22 protein-coding genes and 1 tRNA gene are annotated in these 21,609 nt (G+C 52.8%); 13 read left to right on the top strand and 10 right to left on the bottom strand.

Translation table 11 applies throughout. From position 1 onward, the window contains the following. Positions 1-28: 28 nt before the first annotated feature. Positions 29-265: a helix-turn-helix domain-containing protein gene (locus FWE06_03020; protein ID MCL2546154.1), complete on the top strand. Its 237-nt coding sequence runs from the start codon at positions 29-31 to the stop codon at positions 263-265. A gap of 116 nt (positions 266-381) precedes the next feature. Further along, positions 382-1,605: a site-specific integrase gene (locus FWE06_03015; protein MCL2546153.1), complete on the top strand. Its 1,224-nt coding sequence runs from the start codon at positions 382-384 to the stop codon at positions 1,603-1,605. A 164-nt stretch (positions 1,606-1,769) separates the two neighbouring features. Here FWE06_03015 and FWE06_03010 read toward each other — a convergent pair. Then, positions 1,770-1,858 (bottom strand) — tRNA-Ser (locus FWE06_03010). 366 nt (positions 1,859-2,224) lie between these two features. On the opposite strand from FWE06_03010, the gene wecB reads away from it, so the two are divergent. From wecB to FWE06_02995, 3 genes are read left to right on the top strand one after another with little or no spacing between them, the layout of a single operon-like run. Next, positions 2,225-3,376 carry a UDP-N-acetylglucosamine 2-epimerase (non-hydrolyzing) gene (gene wecB, locus FWE06_03005; protein ID MCL2546152.1) on the top strand — a complete coding sequence of 384 codons (1,152 nt, stop codon included), beginning with the start codon at positions 2,225-2,227 and terminating at the stop codon, positions 3,374-3,376. Beyond that, positions 3,370-3,831 carry a GNAT family N-acetyltransferase gene (locus tag FWE06_03000; GenBank protein ID MCL2546151.1) on the top strand — a complete coding sequence of 154 codons (462 nt, stop codon included), beginning with the start codon at positions 3,370-3,372 and terminating at the stop codon, positions 3,829-3,831. The genes wecB and FWE06_03000 overlap by 7 nt, the downstream gene beginning before the upstream one ends. An 11-nt stretch (positions 3,832-3,842) precedes the next feature. Then, positions 3,843-4,085: an RNA-binding S4 domain-containing protein gene (locus FWE06_02995; protein MCL2546150.1), complete on the top strand. Its 243-nt coding sequence runs from the start codon at positions 3,843-3,845 to the stop codon at positions 4,083-4,085. A 128-nt stretch (positions 4,086-4,213) separates the two neighbouring features. Here the strand turns inward: FWE06_02995 and FWE06_02990 are convergent, their stop codons facing one another. From FWE06_02990 to FWE06_02965, 6 genes are all read right to left on the bottom strand, one after another. Next, positions 4,214-5,086: a MerR family transcriptional regulator gene (locus tag FWE06_02990; protein ID MCL2546149.1), complete on the bottom strand. Its 873-nt coding sequence runs from the start codon at positions 5,084-5,086 to the stop codon at positions 4,214-4,216. A gap of 135 nt (positions 5,087-5,221) precedes the next feature. Further along, a complete protein-coding gene (locus FWE06_02985) occupies positions 5,222-6,976 on the bottom strand; it encodes a hypothetical protein (GenBank protein MCL2546148.1) in 1,755 nt (584 codons plus the stop codon). Between the two features lie 4 nt (positions 6,977-6,980). Continuing rightward, entirely contained in the window at positions 6,981-7,409 is a 429-nt protein-coding gene (locus FWE06_02980) for a S1 RNA-binding domain-containing protein (GenBank protein ID MCL2546147.1), read from the bottom strand. 35 nt (positions 7,410-7,444) lie between these two features. Beyond that, the gene (gene yihA / locus FWE06_02975) at positions 7,445-8,050 is read right to left on the bottom strand and encodes a ribosome biogenesis GTP-binding protein YihA/YsxC (protein MCL2546146.1); all 606 of its coding nucleotides are present in this window, start codon (positions 8,048-8,050) and stop codon (positions 7,445-7,447) included. Next, positions 8,047-9,276 (bottom strand): tyrosine--tRNA ligase, encoded by a 1,230-nt coding sequence (tyrS, locus tag FWE06_02970; GenBank protein MCL2546145.1) that lies wholly within the window; start codon positions 9,274-9,276, stop codon positions 8,047-8,049. The genes yihA and tyrS overlap by 4 nt, the downstream gene beginning before the upstream one ends. Next, positions 9,269-9,835, bottom strand: coding sequence for a hydrolase (locus tag FWE06_02965; protein ID MCL2546144.1), 567 nt, complete (start codon positions 9,833-9,835; stop codon positions 9,269-9,271). Before FWE06_02965 ends, tyrS begins: the two co-directional genes overlap by 8 nt. Positions 9,836-9,982: 147 nt before the next feature. Between FWE06_02965 and FWE06_02960 the strand changes: the two genes are divergently transcribed. The 6 genes from FWE06_02960 to FWE06_02935 all read left to right on the top strand — a co-directional run bounded on the left by FWE06_02960 (position 9,983) and on the right by FWE06_02935 (position 17,954). Beyond that, positions 9,983-10,504: a nitroreductase family protein gene (locus FWE06_02960; GenBank protein ID MCL2546143.1), complete on the top strand. Its 522-nt coding sequence runs from the start codon at positions 9,983-9,985 to the stop codon at positions 10,502-10,504. Beyond that, complete coding sequence (locus tag FWE06_02955) at positions 10,505-13,693, top strand: PD-(D/E)XK nuclease family protein (GenBank protein ID MCL2546142.1); 3,189 nt, start codon at positions 10,505-10,507, stop codon at positions 13,691-13,693. Between the two features lie 16 nt (positions 13,694-13,709). Next, positions 13,710-14,240, top strand: coding sequence for a flavodoxin family protein (locus tag FWE06_02950; GenBank protein ID MCL2546141.1), 531 nt, complete (start codon positions 13,710-13,712; stop codon positions 14,238-14,240). A 34-nt stretch (positions 14,241-14,274) separates the two neighbouring features. Then, on the top strand, positions 14,275-15,003 hold the full coding sequence (locus FWE06_02945) for a nucleoside monophosphate kinase (protein ID MCL2546140.1): 729 nt from the start codon (positions 14,275-14,277) through the stop codon (positions 15,001-15,003). Positions 15,004-15,096: 93 nt separating this feature from the next. Further along, positions 15,097-16,611: a hypothetical protein gene (locus FWE06_02940; protein ID MCL2546139.1), complete on the top strand. Its 1,515-nt coding sequence runs from the start codon at positions 15,097-15,099 to the stop codon at positions 16,609-16,611. Between the two features lie 2 nt (positions 16,612-16,613). Continuing rightward, entirely contained in the window at positions 16,614-17,954 is a 1,341-nt protein-coding gene (locus FWE06_02935) for a cyclic 2,3-diphosphoglycerate synthase (GenBank protein ID MCL2546138.1), read from the top strand. Here FWE06_02935 and FWE06_02930 read toward each other — a convergent pair. The 3 genes from FWE06_02930 to FWE06_02920 are packed head-to-tail and all read right to left on the bottom strand — an operon-like array spanning position 17,951 to position 20,733. Then, a complete protein-coding gene (locus FWE06_02930; GenBank protein ID MCL2546137.1) occupies positions 17,951-20,140 on the bottom strand; it encodes a DEAD/DEAH box helicase in 2,190 nt (729 codons plus the stop codon). The genes FWE06_02935 and FWE06_02930 overlap by 4 nt on opposite strands. 3 nt (positions 20,141-20,143) lie before the next feature. Next, positions 20,144-20,494 carry a type II toxin-antitoxin system HicB family antitoxin gene (locus tag FWE06_02925; protein ID MCL2546136.1) on the bottom strand — a complete coding sequence of 117 codons (351 nt, stop codon included), beginning with the start codon at positions 20,492-20,494 and terminating at the stop codon, positions 20,144-20,146. After that, on the bottom strand, positions 20,491-20,733 hold the full coding sequence (locus FWE06_02920; protein MCL2546135.1) for a toxin HicA: 243 nt from the start codon (positions 20,731-20,733) through the stop codon (positions 20,491-20,493). The genes FWE06_02925 and FWE06_02920 overlap by 4 nt, the downstream gene beginning before the upstream one ends. 120 nt (positions 20,734-20,853) lie before the next feature. On the opposite strand from FWE06_02920, the gene FWE06_02915 reads away from it, so the two are divergent. Next, positions 20,854-21,195, top strand: coding sequence for a type II toxin-antitoxin system RelB/DinJ family antitoxin (locus FWE06_02915; GenBank protein ID MCL2546134.1), 342 nt, complete (start codon positions 20,854-20,856; stop codon positions 21,193-21,195). Then, positions 21,188-21,484 carry a type II toxin-antitoxin system YafQ family toxin gene (locus tag FWE06_02910; GenBank protein ID MCL2546133.1) on the top strand — a complete coding sequence of 99 codons (297 nt, stop codon included), beginning with the start codon at positions 21,188-21,190 and terminating at the stop codon, positions 21,482-21,484. The genes FWE06_02915 and FWE06_02910 overlap by 8 nt, the downstream gene beginning before the upstream one ends. The last annotated feature ends 125 nt before the right edge of the window (positions 21,485-21,609 follow it).

Here is a 21,609-nt window from a genome sequence, read left to right as displayed (position 1 = left end):
GCTTTCTGCGTGAAGCGGAGGAATGAATATGAATATCAGTACCCAAGATGTTTTCTGTGTTGTGTTCAAGGATTATCCCGATGTGCTTGATGTTAAGCAAGTGAGCCAGCTTTTGAGCATCAGCACAAAGACGGTCTACCGTCTACTGCGAAACGGTACGATAGACAGCCTCAAAATTGGGCGGGAGTTTCGTGTGCCAAAGGTAAACATAATGAAATATGTCAAGGTTTTGAACCCGCTATTGACGGAAAGGCACACGGCATAAAAAATTTTCTTCTCAAAAACGATTTTGGGGGGCTGCATTATTTATGTTGGCGCGCTACAATTAAATAGTCAATAGTAGGTGGACATTATCTGCAACCAAAGGAGGTTAAGGATTCAATGGCAGACCATCTACGCAAACAAGAAAAAATAAGGGTTGCGGCTCACCTTGCCGATGTCCGAGGTTTTTACCATATAAAACTGGCTTGGACTGACAGCACAGGACAACGCATCCGTAAATCCGTAACAACAGGGCTTGTGGTTAAGGGCAACACAAAACGAGCCGAGGATTTGCTCCGCAAGGCACGGAAAGAGCATGAAATACTCGCCAACCGTACCGAGCGTGAAAAGCCAGCCCCGGACGAAATGCTCTTTGCGGACTTCATGGAAGAATGGCTTGTAGCCATCCGACCCGAAGTTAAGCTAACCACATTCGGCGGCTACCAACTGAACGTACAAAAAGCCATCGCCCCATATTTTCGGGATAAAGGCATTTTGTTACAACAGCTAACCGCCGAGGACATCAACGCTTTCTACGCCGAGCAACTCAAACGAGTTAAGGGAATGACCGTCCATAAGTTTCATGCCAACATTAGCAAGGCATTGAAATACGCCGTGGAAAAGGGTTACATCCCCCATACGGTGATGGGAAAGGTCAAACGCCCAAAGGCAGACCGATTTTCGGGCAAGTTTTTGAAACAGTCTGAAACGGTTGACTTGTTTGAGGCAGTCAAGGGTCACAAGCTGGAATTAGGCGTTATATTCGGAGCGTTCTACGGTCTTAGGAGGTCAGAACTCGTTGGACTTCGCTGGGAATCAATCAATTTTGAGGCGAACACCATCACCATCGAGCATACCGTTACGATTGCTAACGTGGACGGACAAAAGGTGCTTGTAGCCGATGATACGACCAAAACAAAGTCCAGTTTTAGGACGTTGCCCCTTGTTCCGGCTATCCGAGCCAAACTGCTGGAAGTCAAAGACGAACAAGAGCATAACCGCAAGCTGTGTGGCAAATCGTACAATAAAAAAGAGAGTGCGTACATCTACACGGATGCTCTCGGCAATCGGATTAAACCCGATTATCTGACATCCATGTTCCCCAAGTTTTTAGAGAACAACGGATTTAGACGTATTCGCTTTCACGACCTACGCCATAGCTGTGCATCGTTGCTCTTGGCAAACGGAGTACCCCTTAAACAGATTCAAGACTGGCTGGGGCATAGTGATTTTGCCATCACCGCCAACATTTACGCACATTTGGACTTCTCTGCTAAACACTCTACGGCTGGGGCAATGTCTTGGCTGGACGAAACATCGCTTGCGGGATTGGCAACAGAGTAGTAAAATGCCGAGCATCGAAAAAGCCTGTAATCACAGGGGAAAACGGCGATTACAGGCTCAAAAATGGCAAACATTTGGCTCTGAAAAAGCCGAGTTGAGCCAAAAGGACATTGGGGTTCAAAATATAAAAGCCAGCAAACCCGCAAGTTTACTGGCATTGTTTGTGGCGGAGGGTAAGGGATTCGAACCCTTGTGAGATTGCTCTCAAACGGTTTTCAAGACCGCCCCGTTATGACCACTTCGGTAACCCTCCAACAAGATGAAACAAGAAACACAGTATAAGTCAACCGCTGGAAAAATGGCAAACATTGATGGCAAACATCGTGTTTTTGCCCCAGTGGGATGGATAGCGAAACCCGCTAAAATCAAGGCTTTGCACGGTCAAGACGGTCACTCAATCCACAGTATTTCAAGACCGCCGCCTTCGACCACTCGGCCAGCTATCCTCAAAGGAACCCCTTGGATAAAGGGGTTCTTATTTTTAGTATACGGTTTATTCGTGCGGTGTCAAGGATGGGCTTGCGCATATTGGGGTGATGGAATATGCTTGCGCTGTTGTTTTTACATACTCCCTAACTTCGTGTCGAATTGACACGAAGTTAAAAAAGGCGGCTCATATATGAATACGGTAAAGATTCTGACGGTTTTCGGCACGCGGGCGGAGGCATATAAGATGATCCCGTTGGTGCTTGTGCTGGCGGAGCGCGCGAAGGGTAAGGGGGTGAATCCCGCGGGTTTGCCCGTCCTTGAATCGCGTGTGTGCGTGACGGCGCAGCACAGGGAACTGTTGGATCAGGCGCTTGAGCCCTTCGGGATCGTGCCCGATTGGGATTTAAACGTGATGACGGCGGGGCAAACCATGGGTGACGTGGTCAACCGCGTGCTTACGGGCATGAAGCCGGTGATCGAGGAATACAAGCCCGATATCCTATTGGTACACGGCGATACGACGACGACGTTCGCCGCGGCGTTGGCGGCTTTTTACGCGAAGGTCGCCGTCGGGCATGTGGAAGCGGGACTGCGCACATACGACAAGTACCGCCCCTACCCCGAAGAAATGAACCGCAAGCTGACCACGGCCCTGACGGATTTGCATTTCGCGCCGACGGAGCTTTCGCGGGAATACTTGCTTAAGGAAAACATCCCGGGCGATACGGTCTTCGTCACGGGCAACACAGCGGTGGACATGCTGGCCTATACGACCTCCGACGGTTACCGCTTCCGAAACGGCGCGCTCAACGCCCTCGATCCCGCGAAACGCACAATATTAATGACCGCCCACCGCAGGGAGAATTTCGGCCCCCCCATGGAAAATATCTGCCGTGCCGTCGGGCGTATCGCCGCGGATTTCCCCGATGTGCAATTGGTATGGCCGATGCACCCCAACGGCGCGGGTCGGGAAGAATCACAAAAATATTTGGCCCACCGTGCCAACGTATTGCTTACGGATGCCCTGGAAATCCATGACATGCACAACCTGATGAAGCGTTCGTACCTGATCCTTTCCGATTCGGGCGGTTTACAGGAGGAAGCCCCTTCCTTTAATGTGCCTGTGGTCGTGCTGCGGGAAGTGACCGAACGACCCGAAGGGCTTAACGCGGGTACGCTTGTGCTGGCCGGCGTAGCGGAATCGTCCGTTTACAATTCCGCCGCGGAATTATTGGCCGACAAGGAAGCGCGCGCCCGTATGGCCGCCGTTCCCAATCCCTTCGGCGACGGCAACGCGAGCGGGCGGATCATCGACGCGATTTTGGGGAGGTTCATATGCTGACCATGCAATATTTCTTCGGTGAGGAAGGCTTGGACGACGCCTATCTCCTGCGCCGCCGCGTTTTTATTGAGGAACAGGGCATCGCGCCCGAGGATGAATACGAAGGGGACGACGGCGCGTGTATCCACTTGGTCGTTTACGAAAACGACGCGCCCGTATCCACCGGGCGTATCAAGATCACCCGCGACGATTATGTGATCGGACGCGTTGCCACCCTACCCGAACACCGGGGTAAGGGCTTAGCTACGGGTATTATGCAAGCCTTGATCAAAGCCTGTTGCATCATGGGCGGCGAACGGCAGATACTTCACGCACAGCTTACGGCGCGGGGGTTTTACGAAAAATTGGGGTTTGCTTCTTATGGAGAAGAATTTAAAGAAGCGGGTATCCCGCACATTTGTATGGAGCATTTTGGGTTGCCTCAAGGATGTTGTGCCGCGGGGCTCCACGTTTAAAGGAGGAAAACATGCGTTTAGATAAATACTTAAAAGTCAGCCGCATAATTAAGCGACGCACCGTAGCCAATGAAGCCTGCGACGCGGGGCGCGTGACGATTAATGGTAAGTTGGCAAAGGCTTCCGCCGAGGTTAGGGTCGGCGATTTGATTGAAATCCGCTTCGGCGATAAATTAACCAAGCTCGAAGTGCTGGCGGTACGGGAAGTCGTCCGCAAAGATGACGCTTCTTCGATGTTTCGTCTTATCGATTAGTGGGGCTTTGCTTTTGTGGAGAATTGTTTGAGTTTATAAAAGCAAAGCCCGCTGTCTTTTATCCCCCAATGGGGCGCACGATAATTTTGACTTGTCGATACTGTATAAATGCGCTCGACTGTAGCTATTTAATTCAACGCAAACAACCAATCAACACCGAATTTATCTGTTATGGTCGCAGCTAAAGATGTCCAATGCCAATCCAAGTGAAGATTGGATTCTTTAGCATCTTTTGATAATAATTCATATGCTTTTCGCAGTTCTTGTTCAGTTGCAAAACTGATACAACATGCACCCCTGTTGCCGGGCATGTCAACTGCTTGTATGAATATTCCAAAATTAAATACCCTAATGTTTATGCCAATCCAACCGTCAATCCATTCGCCCGCAGATGTGTCCTCGGATGTTTTTTCCGCATCAAAGGCTTTGCAATACAGTTCAGAGGCTTCAATGACGCTTTTTCCATCCTTTAAATTAAAAATTAAATAACAATATGAACGTTTGTGGATTATTTCAGGTGTTCTTGCTAACTTATCCGTTACATCAAGCAACCGATTTGCATTCGTAATATTTCCGTTGTAATCTACATTAACAAACTGGGCTTCGATTTCCCTTGTTTTTTCATATAACAATTTTATATCAGATTCATTGCCGAAATCGGATTGCTCAATTTGACGGATAAAATCCAAAACTATCTCTTTAAGTTCGTGCAAGAGAGATACTTCTTCGTCGATGGCATCAACTTTTTTTCCAAGCACTTCTAAAACAACTTCTGAACCGGATGTATTGAAAATGCGTTTAATGTCCTTGATACTGATGTTCAGTTTGCGCAATATTAAGATTTGTTCAAGCCGTTGTACGGCAGCCTCGTCATAAAGCCTGTACGCATAATCATCATTCCGGGTACTGGTTATCAGCCCCATTTCCTCGTAATATTTCAAGGCACGTGCGGAAATACCATATTGCGTTGACATTTCGCGGATTTTTTTAAGCTCACTCATGCTTTACCTCCATAATGTTTTAATAAACCCATCATAAAGCCGCACGCAACGGTCGAGTCAACCCCGCCCCCGTTACAACAAAAAAAGGCTGTCACGTTTTCACATGACAACCTTTTTATATACCACGATATCACACTACCAAAGCAATTCCCCAATCAGCACATCCAGCATCCCAACGTCGTAACCCATTCCTTCTATCCGCGCTATCAAATCGGAAACGTTGCCCAATATCGTAAACAAATCCCTGCCCAGCAGTACGTCGATTTGGTCAAACCCCATCGTGTTCGCGGGGGCGGTGACGTTGACGCGTACGTTTTCCTCAAAGTTCATTTCCAACCGGGCGGAAAGACGGTTGACCGGTTCCGCCAACTCCAGCATAAAACGGGACGAATTGGGCGCGGCTTCCATGTGCAGGGTGATTTCGGCGTTGTTCACGTATTCCGCGAAGATCGGCGGGAGCATATCGTTCGGGCTTACCCCCGCAAAAGTGAACCAATCGGAAACAGCCGTTGTCAGGCGTATGGAATAGCGGTCCAAGGATTGGAAGCGGATATCGAACGTCCCCAGCCTTCCCGCCATACTGCTCCAACGGTCCTCGTATTCGATCCACAAATCCCCCGTGAAGTTATCCGAACGGCCGCGCAATTCGCCGCGGATCACGATGCGGCCGGGGTCCCACACGCTGCGGTCGTGTATCGTCAGTTCGTAGCCGTGGTTAAAGTCGAGGAAGCCGCGGATCAGCACTTCCCCCAGCCCGAATTGGATACCCGTAATCGAGTTGTTTGCGTCCAAATAAATCTGTATCGTGAAAAACACCGTATCATCGAAATACGACGGGTCGAATTCGTTGATGATTTCATCCAGCACATCACGGACTTCCCGCGCTTCTACCGGGAAGCCGAAGGTATTGGCCGTATCGATGACCATATCCGTAAAATCGCGGCTGTCGCGCAATACGACCATCGCGGCGCGGGCGGCGTTGGCCAGCTCGGTTTCGGTGATCGACACGTTCATTTCGGTGTAGCGTACGGGGCGTTCGTTGACTTGTACGCTTACGTTTTCGGTGACGGTAATGTTCTTGATTTCGGCCAAAGCGGCGTCGATCACTTCAGCCAGCAAGCGGTCAAGAGCCCGTTCATGCCTTTCCAATAAATCGAAGATGGGCATTAACTCGTCGAACATGCCGCCGAGCATTTCACCCAGCATGTCGTCCATAAAGGATTCGATGTCCTGCGCCATGTACAGGAACTCCGCTAAATTAAAGCCCAAACCCAAGTCCGGCAGGTTAATGGCTATGTATCTGTCGTAGAGCTCCGGTACGCCCAAATAAACCGTATCGTCCACCATCAGCGCGTCAAAACCCAGGATACGTTGGTTGTTTAACAACCATTCCAAGCTGACCTCGCCGGAAAAATCGTTGCCGTTGAGGTTATAGGCCGCTTCGACATTTACCCCCGAGTCCAACAGGAGGTGGATCAAGCCCAACACGTCCCGAATTTCGGGGAACTCCTGTGCCCAACGGTCAACCTCCCGCGGGTTTACGTTAAGGGAGAACATCGTGTTCATCCGTCCGGTCACCCCGCCGTTAAGGTTACCCGAAATATTGGAGATCACGTCGGACGAGCCGCCGATGTTGCTCAGCACCGAACCGAACAAGCCCTCCGATACGTTGGCCAAAAAGGCCTTGGGGTCGGCCGCCACATCCATACGCGCGCGCACGGCGTTGGGGGTGTTGCCCGTACTTGGGTTTTCGCTTGATTCCCGGCGGTCATCGCCGCGCCTGTCGTGGTCCGAACCCGCTTGACCGCTTGCGCCGCCGTTATTGCCGCAAGCGGAAACGAACAAGGCAAACAAACCCACGATCAGTAAGGTTAAAAACCGTTGTTTCATACGTTTACCTCCTTTTATTCCTCCGGTTGATACCGGCGATACGCTCGTTGGATATCTTTTGCCAGGACTTGAATTTCTCTTCAAAAGAAGCCGCTTGCGCGGCTGATATCACGGGGGGGGGATCGTAACGGTAGGAATATTCGCCGTCTTCGCTGGTTTCTTCGTCGTCGTAGGCGTAGTGCGACTGTTGGGGGACGTCCTTCATGGAGAGGGAAATCTTGCCCGACGCTTCCTCGTAGGAAACGACGCGTACGTCCACCTCGTCGCCCACATTAAGGACATCGGCCACGTTTTGCACGTACCCGTTGGTTATCTGCGATATATGCACAAGGCCCGGCACGCCCCCCGGCAGCGATACGATCGCCCCGAAGGGTTTGATCTTAAGCACCGTTCCCGTGTATATATTCCCAACCGTAACAGCGTTTTCTGCCATTTAATCGCCCGCCTTAAATTGTATTTTCTGCCAAACTATAACATATAAAGCCCGCAACTGTCTATTATGCCTGACCACAGTTCTTCCCGCCCTTGGTGCGTTTCGGCGGAAAAGGGGATAATACCCCGCGTCCCCAATTCGCGCCGCAGCATTGCTATTTGCTTCGCGATCTGATTGCGCGAAAGTTTATCGCATTTGGTAGCCGCGACCGTAAACGGCAGTTCGTAGTAATTGCACCAATTGTATATCATGCGGTCGCCTTCGCTCGGCTCGTGGCGGATATCCATCAGCAGATAAATATGCCGTAAGGGCGCGCGGTCTTTTAAGTAACCCTCCACCATCACGCCCCATTTTTCCTTCTCGGCCTTGGAAACCTTGGCGTAGCCGTAGCCGGGAAGGTCCACGAAATAGAGCTTACCCTCCACCGAGAAAAAATTGATCGTGCGGGTTTTTCCGGGTTGACGGCTGGTGCGCGCCAGTTTCTTGCGGCCCAGCAGGGCATTAATCAGGGAGGATTTACCCACGTTGGAACGCCCCACGAAGGCGATTTCGGGTAAATCCGTTGACGGGAATTGTGACGGCTCCACCGCCGTGGCGGCGATTTCGGCGCGGTTGATGACAATGGGGCCCCGCTCGCTCATACCAAGCGCCCCCGGTGGTATATCTTCTTCCCTTTTTGAATCAGCAGGAAACCGGAACCGTCAAAATCATTAACGTTGATTATCCGATCGTGGTTTTCTATCTTTGTATCGTTTAATTTAATACCGCCCTGCGCGATGAGCTGGCGCGCCTCGCTGCGGGATTTGACCAAACCCGTTTTTTCAAGCAAAACCACGATATTGATGCCTTCCTCCGCTTCCGCGCGCGGGATGTCCGTACAGGGCATGGATTCCGCTTCCCCGCCGCCCCCGGCAAACAACGCTCTTGCCGCGTCTTGCGCCTTACGCGCTTCCCCTTCGCCGTGGACGATTTTGGTCACCTCGTATGCGAGTATATCCTTGGCTTGGTTTATTTCCGCACCCTGCCATTGCGCCATCGCTTGGATTTCATCCAGCGGCAGGAAGGTAAACCATTTAAGGTTGCGGATCACGTCGGCATCCACGGTGTTGCGCCAATGCTGGTAGAAATCGTAGGGGGTGGTTTTCTTCGCGGAAAGCCAAACCGCGTTGCCCGCGGACTTTCCCATCTTACTGCCGTCCGAAGCGGTAAGCAGAACGTTGGTTAAGCCGTAGACTTGGACGTTTTCCTTTTTACGTATCAGGTCGATACCCGCGATGATATTACCCCATTGGTCGCTTCCGCCGAGTTGCAAGCGGCAATTGTACCGTTTGTAGAGTTCAAGGAAGTCGTAGGCCTGCATCAGCATGTAGGTGAGTTCGAACGCCGTGAGCCCTTCTTCCAAACGTGATTTATAACATTCGGCCGCCAACATGCGGTTGACGTTGAAATGCACGCCGTAGTCGCGCATAAAATCCACCAGCGACAAACCGAGCAGCCAATCGTTTTCCTCCATGATGGCGCCACCTTCGCCGTATCGAATGAAATGGGCGCATTGTTCCTTAAAGCAAGCGATGTTGTGGTTGACTTCCTCGCGCGTCATGACGCGCCGCATGTCGGTACGGTCTCCGGGGTCGCCGATCATACCCGTACCTGTACCCATGAGCGTGATAAACCGGTGCCCCGCGTCCTGCATATGCTTGTGCACCATAAGGGTTAACAAATGGCCGGTGGTCAAGCTGTCGGCGGTAGGGTCGTACCCCATGTAGAACGTGACAGATTCTTTGCCGAGCAAGTCGCGCAGCTCGTCCTCGTGGGTGCATTGGGCGATGTAGCCGCGTTCTTTTAAAGTATTGTATACGTTAGGCATTTTCTTCCACATCCCTTTCGCAGGAACGCATAGCCAGGATCGTCTCGCTGATCAAATCGTCGAGTGTCCTGCCCAGCATTTCCGCGCCCTTTGTTATCGTTTCACGCGAGCATCCCGCCGCGAATTTTTTATCCTTAAACTTTTTCTTCACGCTGGAGAGCTCGAGGTCCTGCGTGGATTTGCTCGGGCGCATTAGCGCCGTCGCCCATATCAATCCGGTGAGTTCATCCACGGCGTACAGGATTTTCTCCATTTCGTGCCGCGGTTCGTAGGGCGAATCGGTCATCCCCCAGCCGTGGCTCAAAGCCGAGCAAATGATGTCCTCGGGTACGTCTTCCGCGCGCAGGAGTTCGATGCCCGCCACGCAATGCGCGCCGGGATGCAATTCAAAGTCCGTATCGTGCAGTATACCCACAACGCGCCAATATTCCTCGCGGTCGGGGTCGTATCGGCGGGCGAAGTACCCGAGCACGCCGCTGACGGTCAACGCGTGCCGGATGTGAAAGGCTTCCTTATTATATTTGCGGAAGATCGCTTCCGCGGCGGGGAGCGTAAGCATATAAACCACCCTTTATCGTTCGGTTTAAATAATAAATTGCTTCCTATGAAACATGAATGTAATAATTTTGTCAATATCCGTGTGATTCGCTTCGTTTTATGTATATAATAACGGCATTAACCTATTCAAACGCAGGAGGGATTCACGATGGTTATCCAACCCATTTCCACCCGCCGCAGCATCCGAAACTTTAAATCCACCCCCGTATCCAAGGAACAATTGAAAGCGCTTTTGGAAGCCGCGATGCTTTCGCCATCAGCGTGCAACACACGTCCCTGGCGTTTTATCGCCATTACGTGCCGTACAACGCTCAACAAACTGGCCGACGCGCACAACTGGGCGAAGATGCTGTACAAGGCCCCCGCCGCCATCGTGATGGTCGCCCTGCCGGAAACGCAGGAGAACGTGCAGGACGGCATCGCGCGCGGGTATTTCCCGCAGGACCTGGGCGCGGCTACGGAAAATATCCTGATCCAAGCCGAGGCGATGGGCCTAAGTACCTGTTGGTGCGGCGTGTACCCGAAGGAACCGTTGATCAAAGCCGTACGGGAAGCGTTGGAGCTAAGCGAAAGTGACCTCCCCTTCAACATCATCGCAATCGGCGAGCGTGACGAATCCCCCAACGCGCGGGGCTTCTACGACGAGGCGAAAGTCATCTGGATCGAATAAATGCCGTTGCAATTCATCCTCGGCCCGCCGGGCGCGGGTAAGACGGCACATTGCCTGAAGGAACTCGAGCGTACCCGTTCGCAGCCCCCTTCGGGCGGCACCGATTGCGCCTTCGTTGACGCGCCCCTGTATTACCTCGTGCCGGAGCAGTTCTCCTTGCAATCGGAACGTTTGCTGCTGGCGGAACGCACCGCTTCCGTACGGGTGCAGGTACTCAGCTTCAATCGGATGGCGTACCGTTTGTTTTCCGCGCTGGGCGGCCCGCCGGGGCGCATGGCGGACGAATTGGCCAAGGCGATGCTTTTGCGTAAGGTTTTGTTTGAAAATTCCGATTCGTTTGTATATTACCAAAGCGCGCACGACAAACCCGGCTTCGTTGAAGCGTTGGCGAAGACGCTTACGGAGTTGAACCATTATAAGGTAACGGCTGAGGATTTACTTTTACGAACATCGGAGGGTTCGGGGATTATGGGGGCTCCGGAGACACGGGAGGGGAGGGATTCCGCTCCCTTGAAGGCGAAGTCGGTCGCCGGAATCCCTCCCCTCCCGCGTCATGGCATCCCGGAAATAACCGGAGACCCCGCGTTGTCCGCGAAGCTCTCCGACCTTGCGTTGATAATTACCAAGTACCGTGAGGCAGTCAGCGGACGGTATCTATTGACCGATGATTTGTTGGATTTGCTGGCGCAAAGGTTGGAAGCTACGGAAGGCGCGCTGCCGCTTTTGGACGGTGCATACATTTGGGTAGACGGTTTTTCGGGCTTCACCCCGCAGGAACGGCAAATATTACTACATATAATGAAACGTTCCGCTTACATGGGCGTCACGCTTACCACGCGGGACACGCAACGCTTCACCGATCCGCTGTGCGAAGCCCCGCGCACCACGCAAGAAAGATTGAGCCGCACCGCAGCACAAGCGGGAATCGAACTATTACCGCCCATTTACATGGAAAACAACTACCGCCATGCCGACAATCCGTGCATGGCGTTCTTCGTATCGCATTTTACGCCCGCGGCAGGGGCAGGTAAAGCGAGAACATATAACGTGGGGAACGATGGGGATTCTGCCCTTGGAGCCGTCCCAAATTCCCCAATTGAATTAATCCCCGCGCGCGATCCGTACGACGCCGTCCTTTCAGCCGCGAGCCGTATATGCGAATGGGTGCAGGAACGGGGATACCGTTTTAAGGATATCGCCGTATTGTGCGGCGACCGCAAACGGTACGAAGGGATTCTGCGCCTCTCGTTCGACAGGTTAAAAATACCCCTCTTCGTGGATACGGAAACGGATATCCTGTCACATCCGTTAACGGAGCTGATACGCGCCGCGTTCGAAATCGTCAACCGAAATTACGGGTACGACAGCGTGTTCCGCTTCCTAAAAACGGGCCTGGTCGATTTGGACCGTAACGCCGTGGATATATTGGAAAACTACGCGGCGGCGCACGGCATCGCGGGGTACCGCTGGCGGTACGAAATGGCCGACCCCGCCGCGGAAGCGGCCCGCCAACGTTTTATGCGCGTGTTGGGCGATTTCGACCGGATTAAAAAGAAGTCTTCGGTCGTTTCCGTTTGCCGTAAGGTTTTCGATCTGTTGTACGCGCTGGACGTCCCCGCGGTGCTGTCGCGTTGGTTCGACGAATGTATGGCCGCGGGTAACCACGATACCGCGCGGATGCATAAGCAGGTTTGGCCGAAGATATGCGAGGTATTCGATAAGCTGGCTGAAATATTGGGCGATACGCTTGTCACGCCGCGGGAGTTCGCCGTTTTGCTGGACGCGGGGCTTTCGCAGGCGGGGTTGGGGCGCATCCCGCCCACGCTCGACCAAGTCGTGCTGGGTGATATGGGGCGCTCGAGATACCCCGCGATAAAAGCCATGATCGTGCTGGGCGCAAACGAAGGAGTGCTTCCCCCATTACCCGCCGAGCAAGGGCTGTTTACCGACGGCGAACGCGAACGCTTACGCAACGCCGACCTTGAACTCGCTCCAGATATAACGGGGCGCGTCAACGAGCAATCCTACGCGCTGTATTGCGCGTTGTCCCAACCGTCCGATACGCTCGCCTTTATTTACGCGGAGGGCGATTCGGGCGGGAAGGTATTGAGGCCGTCGCCCGTTGTGCGGGCGATACGGGCGCAGTTTCCGGCGGTCGTACCGAAAGCGGCCGCGCCCGTGCGTGAATACGTGCCGTTAACTTCTGACCTAATAGGTCAGAAGTTGCCTTCGCTTTCCCCAAAATCCGTAAACCGCCTTTTCGGGCCGGTGGTATACACGGCGGCGTCCCGTTTGGAAGCCTACGCCCGCTGTCCCTTCGCTTATTACATGACTTATTTACTCAAAGCCAAGCCGCGCAAGCTGTATGAAATCATGCCCGCCGATTTGGGCAGTCTATTCCATGACGTCGTCGCCAATTTCGCGCGGCGGTACCAATGGCAAGCCCGCACGAAAACGGAAATCGAGGAAATCGTAGGTTCGCTCGTACGGGAGCTCGTCCCCGAAAGCGAGGAAACCAACGCAACGGTTTACCACGGCTCCGCGCGCAACCGCTATATATTGGAAAAAGCGCGGCGGGTTTGCACGGCGTCGATTTGGGCGTTGGGCGAACAACTTAAGCAGGGGGAGTACGACCCCGCCTATACGGAATTGGACCTGCCCCCCGCGCCGCCCATCCCGTTGGGCAACGGACGGAGCCTCTCCCTTTCGGGGCGTATCGACCGTGCGGACTTGCTGGAGGGCGAAGACGGGAATACATACGTACGGATCATCGATTACAAGTCGGGCCGCGCCCGCTTTAATCCCGACGAGGTACGGCGCGGTACGCAATTGCAGCTTATGCTTTACATGAACGCGATGCTGGAAAGCCCCGATCTGACCAATAAAAACCCCAAACCCGGCGGCGTCTTCTACTTCCCCATCGGCGACCCGCTGCTTAAAACCGACCAACTTTTGGACGACGCCGCGCGCGAAGCGGGACTACTAAAGGCGTTCCGCATGTCGGGGGTGGATTTAAGCGATCCGAACGAATACGCCCGCTTAAGTAAAGACGCGAACGAAAAAATCAAGGACCTCACCCTGCGTTTGACGGAAGGCGTTATCGCGCCCGCGCCTTGCGTAAGCGGCGGCAGGAACCCGTGCGAATATTGCAACCATGGGGCGGCATGTAAAATCGAGTTCGGAATATAAAGAAGGAGGGATATGTATGTATTTGGTGATTACGGCATCGCCCAATGAAAACGGGCTGACCGCCGCCTGCGGCAGGGCCGCGTGTGATAGCGTTACGAACGCGGGGCGCGAGGCTGAAATAATCGATTTGTGCGCGGGCAGGATTTCGCCTTGCTTGGTTTGCAACGATGGGTGGGGGACTTGCCTGCCCGAAGCGAAATGCGTCATCGGCGATATGATGGATGCGTTGCAAGCGAAGATACGCGCGGCGGAGGGTATATTCCTCGTTACGCCGGTGTATTTCGGCCAACCTAACGAACGGATGCAATACTTCCTCGACCGCTTCCGCCGGATGGAATGTTTTAACAAAGCCGGCAGCGCGGCGAAGGGAAAAATGATTCACCTCATAGCGGCGGCGGGCGGCGGCGGCGCGGGCGGCGGCACATGCCTGGCCGAAATGGAAATGTGGTGCAGCCACGTAGGCGCGGTTACGGGCGAGCGTTTTGACGTAACGCGCGCCAACCGCGGGGAAGTGATTGACGCGATACGGCTTTTGCCCATACAATAGGGGCGTACTTATATGGAAAACGGGAGGGAAAGACGTGAAGCATAACCGCAAACCGTTGATATTGGAAAAATGGGATTTCATGATTCTGCTGGGCGAGTCCGGCGGGGGAAAAGGTACGCTGGTTAAAAACATCAAACACTATTGGCTGGACAACCTGTATTCGGCCAGCATGGGTGACATCTTCCGCGCCAAAGCCAAGGAAGACCCGAAAATCAAGGAACTGACCGAGCAAGGCATTTTGGTGGACGATTCCGTCACCTGCCAAATCTTCCGCGAATTCGCGCTGTCGCACACCCCCGGCTTGGTGGACGGCTTCCCCCGCAACCGCCAGCAAACGATCGACTTGATCCGCTTTATCAAGGAAAACAACTGGCGCGTGCTGCTGGTAGACCTCAAATGCTCCATGGAAAAGATCATCGAACGCCTGCTGGCCCGCAAACGCTCCGACGACAATTTGAACATCGTATACAAACGCCATACCGACCACAACAACCTGCACCCCGTCGTCATGGAGGAAATCAAGACCCGCCCCGACCTCTTCGACGTAATTACGCTGGACGGCAACCTTAATTCGGAAGTCGTATTCTCAAATTTCCTCCTGGACGTACTGCGTTTGGTGGATATGCTCTACTTCTACGACATGACGGACGTGGATACGACCTTCGCTGTCAGCGACGACGAAACCTCAATCAACCCCGCGATCAACCGCTGGATATGCGGCTTCCTGCGCAGTATCCAAAAGAAATTAATCGAAAACGAATAGTACGCAAATAACCTACGGGCGTTACGCTCCACTTCGGCACAAATTGTTCCGAAGTGGAGGCGTAACGCTTTTATCAATTACAAGGGGGTGGCTATGAGAAAATTATTACCTTTGTTCATCCTGTTATTCCTTTTTATAGCCTGCGGAAGCGGCGCGAACGAAACCGCAACGCGGGAGGACATTACCGCGCCTTCTATCCCCCCCGCGATTTCGCTCATCCCCATCCAACCCCCGCCGATGCCTACCCCCGCACCCGTTCCCACGCCTGCGCCTACTCCGCCCCCGCGTCCGGCACCGCCGCCGATAACATCCCTTTCCCATATATGCGACGAAGAACGGGAGACGGTCATTTGCCTGTTGTGCGCGGCGGAGCTGTTCGCCATGATGGAAGCCCGCTTGAGCTGGGACGGCGGTGAAATGTGGGGCGTCGATTTAAACGGGCCGTTTATGTTCGCCGACCCGGTGACGCGGCAAGCCGTAGCCAATCGGCCCGCAGGCCAAGACCGTTTCGAATTGGTGTACCAAACGGAGGGGGTATACGCGGGTGAATTGCCTTCAAGTGTACACATCGGCAACACCGCCGCCATAGCGCACGGAATAACATGGGGCATGATGACATGGTCATATGTGCAATCTATTTTACCCGACACGGAACGCGTGGTCGGAATTATGGCGCATGAATTGTTCCATGCGTGGCAGCCGAAACTTTTCACCGGTCGCCGTCCCTATTGGATACCGCTTAACCACATGGACGGATTGAATGAGCGTATCAGTATATGGATAGAAACCACAGCGCTAATACATGCGCTGGAAACCTCCGGCGAAGAAAGGTTGCAAGCCGTCCATACCGCGCTTTCCGCCCGCGCCGCGCGGCATGAAAGCAACCCGAACGCTTTGTCGGCGGAAACCGGGTTTGAAATAAGCGAAGGTACGGCACTTTATACCGAAATGCGCGTAATCATGAACGAAATGACCGATAAAATCGCATGGATACGAGCACATATCGACACCCACTACATCGGGAAGTCCTTGCAAGGGATTGGCTATGTGACGGGCGCGTTGTACGGCCTTTTATTAGACGCGTTTGAAGCGGATTGGACAACAGATTTCCGGTGGGAAACCGACTTGGGTGCGTTGCTAAAGGAAACGGCGGGAATCGAGACCCTCACGCCCTTCGCCGAATTGGACTTAACACATTACGGCTACGAAAGCATCCGCGCCGCCGAAACCGCTTGGGTGGAGGACAACGCACGCCGCGTTGACGCTATTTACGCGCTTTTCGAACATCCGGCGCTGCGCCTCCAGCACGGCGGCGATTTTATCGCTTCCGACGACGGGTTGTACGAGTATGACGTATTGAGTTTGCCTGATATAAGCGGCAACGCCGCCGCTTTTTGCGGTAATATTGAATATACGGGCGCGTTCGGGCGGGTCGTGATTACGGGCGGGCAATTGATCCTGGGCAGGGAACCGGGATTTTGGGAAATTTCCGCCTACGGAATGGAAATTACCGAAACCGGCGCAACCACCCCGTATTGGGTGCTGGAACTTAACCCCGGTTTTCGTATTATTGAAGAACGCGACGGAAATTTTAGAATAGGGAGATAATTATGAAAAAGATCATCATCATCGGCGCGGCGGGCCGCGACTTCCACAACTTCAACACCGTGTACCGCGGCAACCCCGAATACGAGGTCGTCGCCTTCACCGCGGCGCAAATCCCCGACATCGCCGGGCGAGTGTACCCGAGCGAGCTGGCGGGTTCGCTGTACCCGCAAGGCATCCCCATCTTCCCGCAGGAGCAATTGACCCAACTCATTAAGGAGCTGAACGCGGACGAATGTGTCTTTTCCTACAGCGACGTACCCTATACCTACGTGATGGGCTTGGGCGCGGAGGTGAACGCGGCGGGCGCGGACTTTACGCTGCTCGGCCACAAGCGTACGATGTTGAAAAGCACAAAGCCCGTAATCGCCGTGGGCGCGGTGCGCACGGGCTGCGGTAAGAGCCAAACCTCCTGCCGCATCGTGGAAATCCTGATGGAAATGGGCCTAAAGGTAATAACCGTCCGCCACCCCATGCCCTACGGCGACCTGGCGGCGCAAAAGGTACAACGCTTCGCCGCAATCGGCGATTTAAAAAAGCACGATTGCACCATTGAGGAAATGGAGGAATTCGAGCCGTACATCGAACGCGGCAACGTGATTTACGCGGGCGTGGATTACGAGGCCATTCTGCGCGCGGCGGAAAACGACCCCAACGGCTGCGACGTGATCCTGTGGGACGGCGGCAACAACGACTTCCCCTTCTACCAGCCGGATTTGATGGTTACGGTCGTTGACCCCCACCGCCCGGGGCATGAGCTGAGCTACTACCCCGGCGAGGTAACCCTGCGCATGGCCGACGCGGTGGTCATTAACAAGATAGACAGCGCGGATTTCGAACATATCCAAACCGTAAGGGCTAACATACAGCGCGTTAACCCCGCCGCCGCCCTCATAGAAGCCGCTTCCGTCATCGCGGTGGATGATTTGTCCTGCATCCGCGGCAAACGGGTGCTGGTCGTGGAGGACGGCCCCACCCTCACCCACGGGGAAATGGAAATCGGCGCGGGCATCGTAGCCGCGAAGCGTTTCGGCGCGGCGGAAATCGTTGACCCGCGTTCGGCAGCCGTCGGCGAGCTGGTGGAGGTATTCACCAAATACCCCCATATCAAAAACCTCCTGCCCGCCATGGGCTACGGCGAAAAGCAAATCGCAGACCTGGCCGCGACCATTAACAAAGTGGACTGCGACGCCGTAATCATCGCCACCCCCATTGATTTGCAACGTGTGCTGGAAATAAATAAACCCGCAACGCGGATTAAATACAGCCTCTTTGAAATCGGCGAGCCGAACTTAAAAACCCTGCTGGGGAGCAAATTGCCTTTATTACGAGCCCCGAAGGTTTAATTCCCGGTTGCCAGCTCCCGTACCCCTTCCATATCCAAGTAATCCTCCACGAATTGCTTCCTTAGCAAGTCCGCGGGGACATACTCGTTGTACTTCGCACGTATCTGCGTTTTACCGGGAAGGGGTAGGTTATACAGGTCGATTTCCGACCGTGCGATACCGCGGATGATTTCCTCCAGCTCCTCCGTCGTGCCGGAAAAAATCGCCTCGATGTATACGCTGGTAAACCACGGTATCTTGTTGGGTATTTGTTTATCTATCAACGCGTAGTGAAGCGTGAGTAATTGCCGCGTACCGATCCACGGGAAAATGGCGAACTTTTTATTGGATATTTGCGTTACCAAATTGTCCAATATGCCGCTGTTCTGCGTGATGTAACGCAGTTCGGTGATACGCTCCTTGCACGAATCGCTCAAATACGGGAACATCACGTCCGCCATTAGTATATGGCGGATTTTTTTGACCAAAACCGTATGCAGTTCGCCGTCGAAAACCGCTTCCCAATCGACCATACTAACGCCGGGTACCCGCTTAACGAAAATGACCTTCGACTTCTCGTTCACGTCCAGCACTTCCCACGTCATGCCCGCCAGCGAGAAGCGCGTCCCCACGGGGTACACCGTGTCCACCGTGCCGATGGTGCGGTTTTCGTCCTTTACCAGCAGGTATTCCGGCGCTTTAAATACCGTCAAAAATTTATGCGAATTGACGATCCGTTCCCCCTGCCGCCCGATAATCAAGCCGCCGCGCTCGGTGCGCTCCAATTGCTGCATATCAACCATGTGCGAAAGCAGCCGACGGTAATCCTCCTGCGGGATGTGTTTGAACACGCCCAGCCCCAGCACCGCCGTAGCCAGCGCCGCGGGCGAGGATTCCCCGTTCGATTTTAAAAAGCTCATCGTCTGGTGGTACAACAGCGCGTAATGGTGGTGGTGCGGGTAAATCGGCTCGATCCAATGTTCCTTGGTGTACAGCTCGATGATGGCGAGCGTCTTTAAAAAGTCCCAATTGATCGGTCCCAAAATGTCAGCGGCATTAATCACGATGCTCTCCACGAAGGTGAATAATAATTGCGCGATCTGCCCCCGCCGCCCGCACCGCCCCAACCGTTGCGCAAAACCGGCAACGCTGTGCGGCGCGCCGATTTGCACGGCTTGGTCCAGCGCGCCGATGTCGATGCCCAATTCCAGCGTAACCGTCGCGCCCGTCACGATTTTTTCGTCCTCCGATTTCATTTCGTCCTCGGTCGTTTCACGCAGGAGCGCACTCACGTTACCGTGGTGTACCCGGTAAATGTCGGGGGATTTATTTTTCAACGCGATTTCGCGTAAGTTCGCCATCACGTATTCCGTTTCCTCGCGGGAATTGGTGAAGATAATCGTCTTCTTATCCAGCGTCATCTTAAATAAATAATCGTAATGCGCGCGGTCGCCCACGTCCTGCGTACCCGAAGAATCGGTCAGCGCGTTTAAGTCCCTCTTGTCGGCATAATTGACGAACCGCTCGATGTGCAGGCGGATCCTCCGCTTCCCTTCGTCCGTCACGGGGGAAGCACACTTACGCGCCGTGCCCGTGTTCAGCCAATTCTCCGCCAGCTTTATGTCCCCCAGCGTCGCCGACAAGCCCACCCGCCGTGGGTATACCTTCGTCAAATTTTGCAACCGCTCCAGCACACACAAAAGTTGCAAACCCCGCGCGTCCCGCATAAATTGATGCACCTCGTCGATAATCACGAAGCGCAAATCACGGAACAATTGCAAGCACGACCCCCGCTTGTTGGTCAGCAGGCTCTCCAACGATTCGGGTGTAATCTGCAAAATCCCTTCGGGGTTCTTCACCAAATAATTCTTTTTGTCCTGGTTCGCGTCCCCGTGCCATTTCGTCACGGGAATGTTTGAATCCAGCAGTAATTGATCCAGCCGCTTAAACTGGTCGTTAATCAACGCTTTAAGCGGCGATATGTACAGCACGCCCACCGACTTCGGCGGGTCCTCATAAATTTGCGTAAGGATCGGCAGAAACGCCGCCTCGGTCTTGCCCGACGCCGTGCCGGAGGAAAGGAGTAAATTATCGTCCGTATCAAAAATAACCCCGCAAGCGGCAATCTGTATACCGCGCAGCTCCGTCCACTCGTTGCGGTAGATGAACTCCTGTATGAAGGGGGATAAGCGGGAGAAGGTGTCCATTTATCAACTCACCGCTCTTTCGCTTAGCAGGTACAAGCAATATTGGTTCATGCTTACTCCCTCCGCGTTTGCGTTGGTCGCGAGTTGTTTGTATAAGGATTTTGGTAAGCGTAATTTAAAATTATTAGGGTATTCCTCCGTTGTTCGCGGCTCGGGGATAAAATCATTGTCATGTAATGCGGATTCTATCCAACATTGTTTTGCATCTGTACCCATTTCGATGGCTTCTTCAATCGTTGATCCGCAAGTCATACATCCGGGTAAGTCGGGGTATATAATAAGATAGCTCCCATCTTCGTCTTGTTCCAATGTGAAGGGGTATTTCAAATCCATATAATATTGTAAGTTTTTCATTGAGTTGCCTCCAATGCATCGAGGATTTTAATGACTTGTTTTATATAAATACCGTTAACGGGGTTGTCCTTGGGGATCGTAATTCTATAGATACCTTTATGATACGTATAATGGCTCGACCCACCGCGGGGTACGGTTTCTTTAAAACCAAGGTTTAATAATATATTTTGTATGGCTTTAAATTTAACACCCTTCGGATTGTTTCGTATGGCTTGCAATTGTTTATCACGTTTGCTCAAATTGTATCCTCCTTTGTGTAATAATATAAATATATAACAATGTCATATATGGCGTCAAATGATTACTTTGATGACAATGTACTTAATATGTGTTACGATAATAAACAAGGAGGTGTCAACATGGCGACAGCAACCATTAACGTAAGAACCGACGCAACCCTAAAGTCCCAAGCACAGCAAGTCTTCGAATCCATCGGCTTGGATCTGTCTACAGCGGTTAACTTATTTTTAAAGCAAACGGTGAAAACTAACAACCTGCCTTTTATTTTGGGTGTTTCAAATGTCCCTGATTCATCTTTTATGCGGTTAACCGAAAACGGGTATACTCCGGATTTTGAATCGGAACTTCTTACGGAATCGAAGAAATATCATACCGCCGTCAAAAATGGGACGGCAAAGTTATATAAAAACGCAGCAGACCTCTTCGCAGATTTGGACGCAGAGGACGATGATGATGATTGAAACGATATATTTCGTTGTTAGGACTTCAAAGTTTAAGAAAGGTTATAAACTCGCAAAAAAGCAAGGAAAGGACCTATCCCTGCTCGCTTGGGGTATTAACCAATTAGCGAAGGATATCCCCTTACCTTTAAATTGGAAGGATCATCAATTAAAGGGAAACATGAAACGTTTCCGCGAATGTCATATCGGTGGTGCCGGTGATTGGTTGCTAATATATGAAAAACAAGAAACGGGCATGATTCTTTATTTGCTGGGAACGGGAACCCACGCCGATTTACTCGGACTATAATTGGGAGTGGACAAAAAGCGTTGAATATGATATAAAAAAGCATGGAAAATAAAAGCGTAAGAAATGAATATCAATGCCCCAAATGCAAGGCAGAAGACGGTCAAATGAAGAACGGAAAAAACCGT

The organism is Oscillospiraceae bacterium (genome assembly GCA_009780275.1).
Lineage (GTDB): Bacteria > Bacillota > Clostridia > Oscillospirales > UBA929 > WRAI01.
The sequence above is the reverse complement of the archived record's forward strand: the minus strand, read 5'-3'. Positions and strand labels throughout refer to the sequence as shown.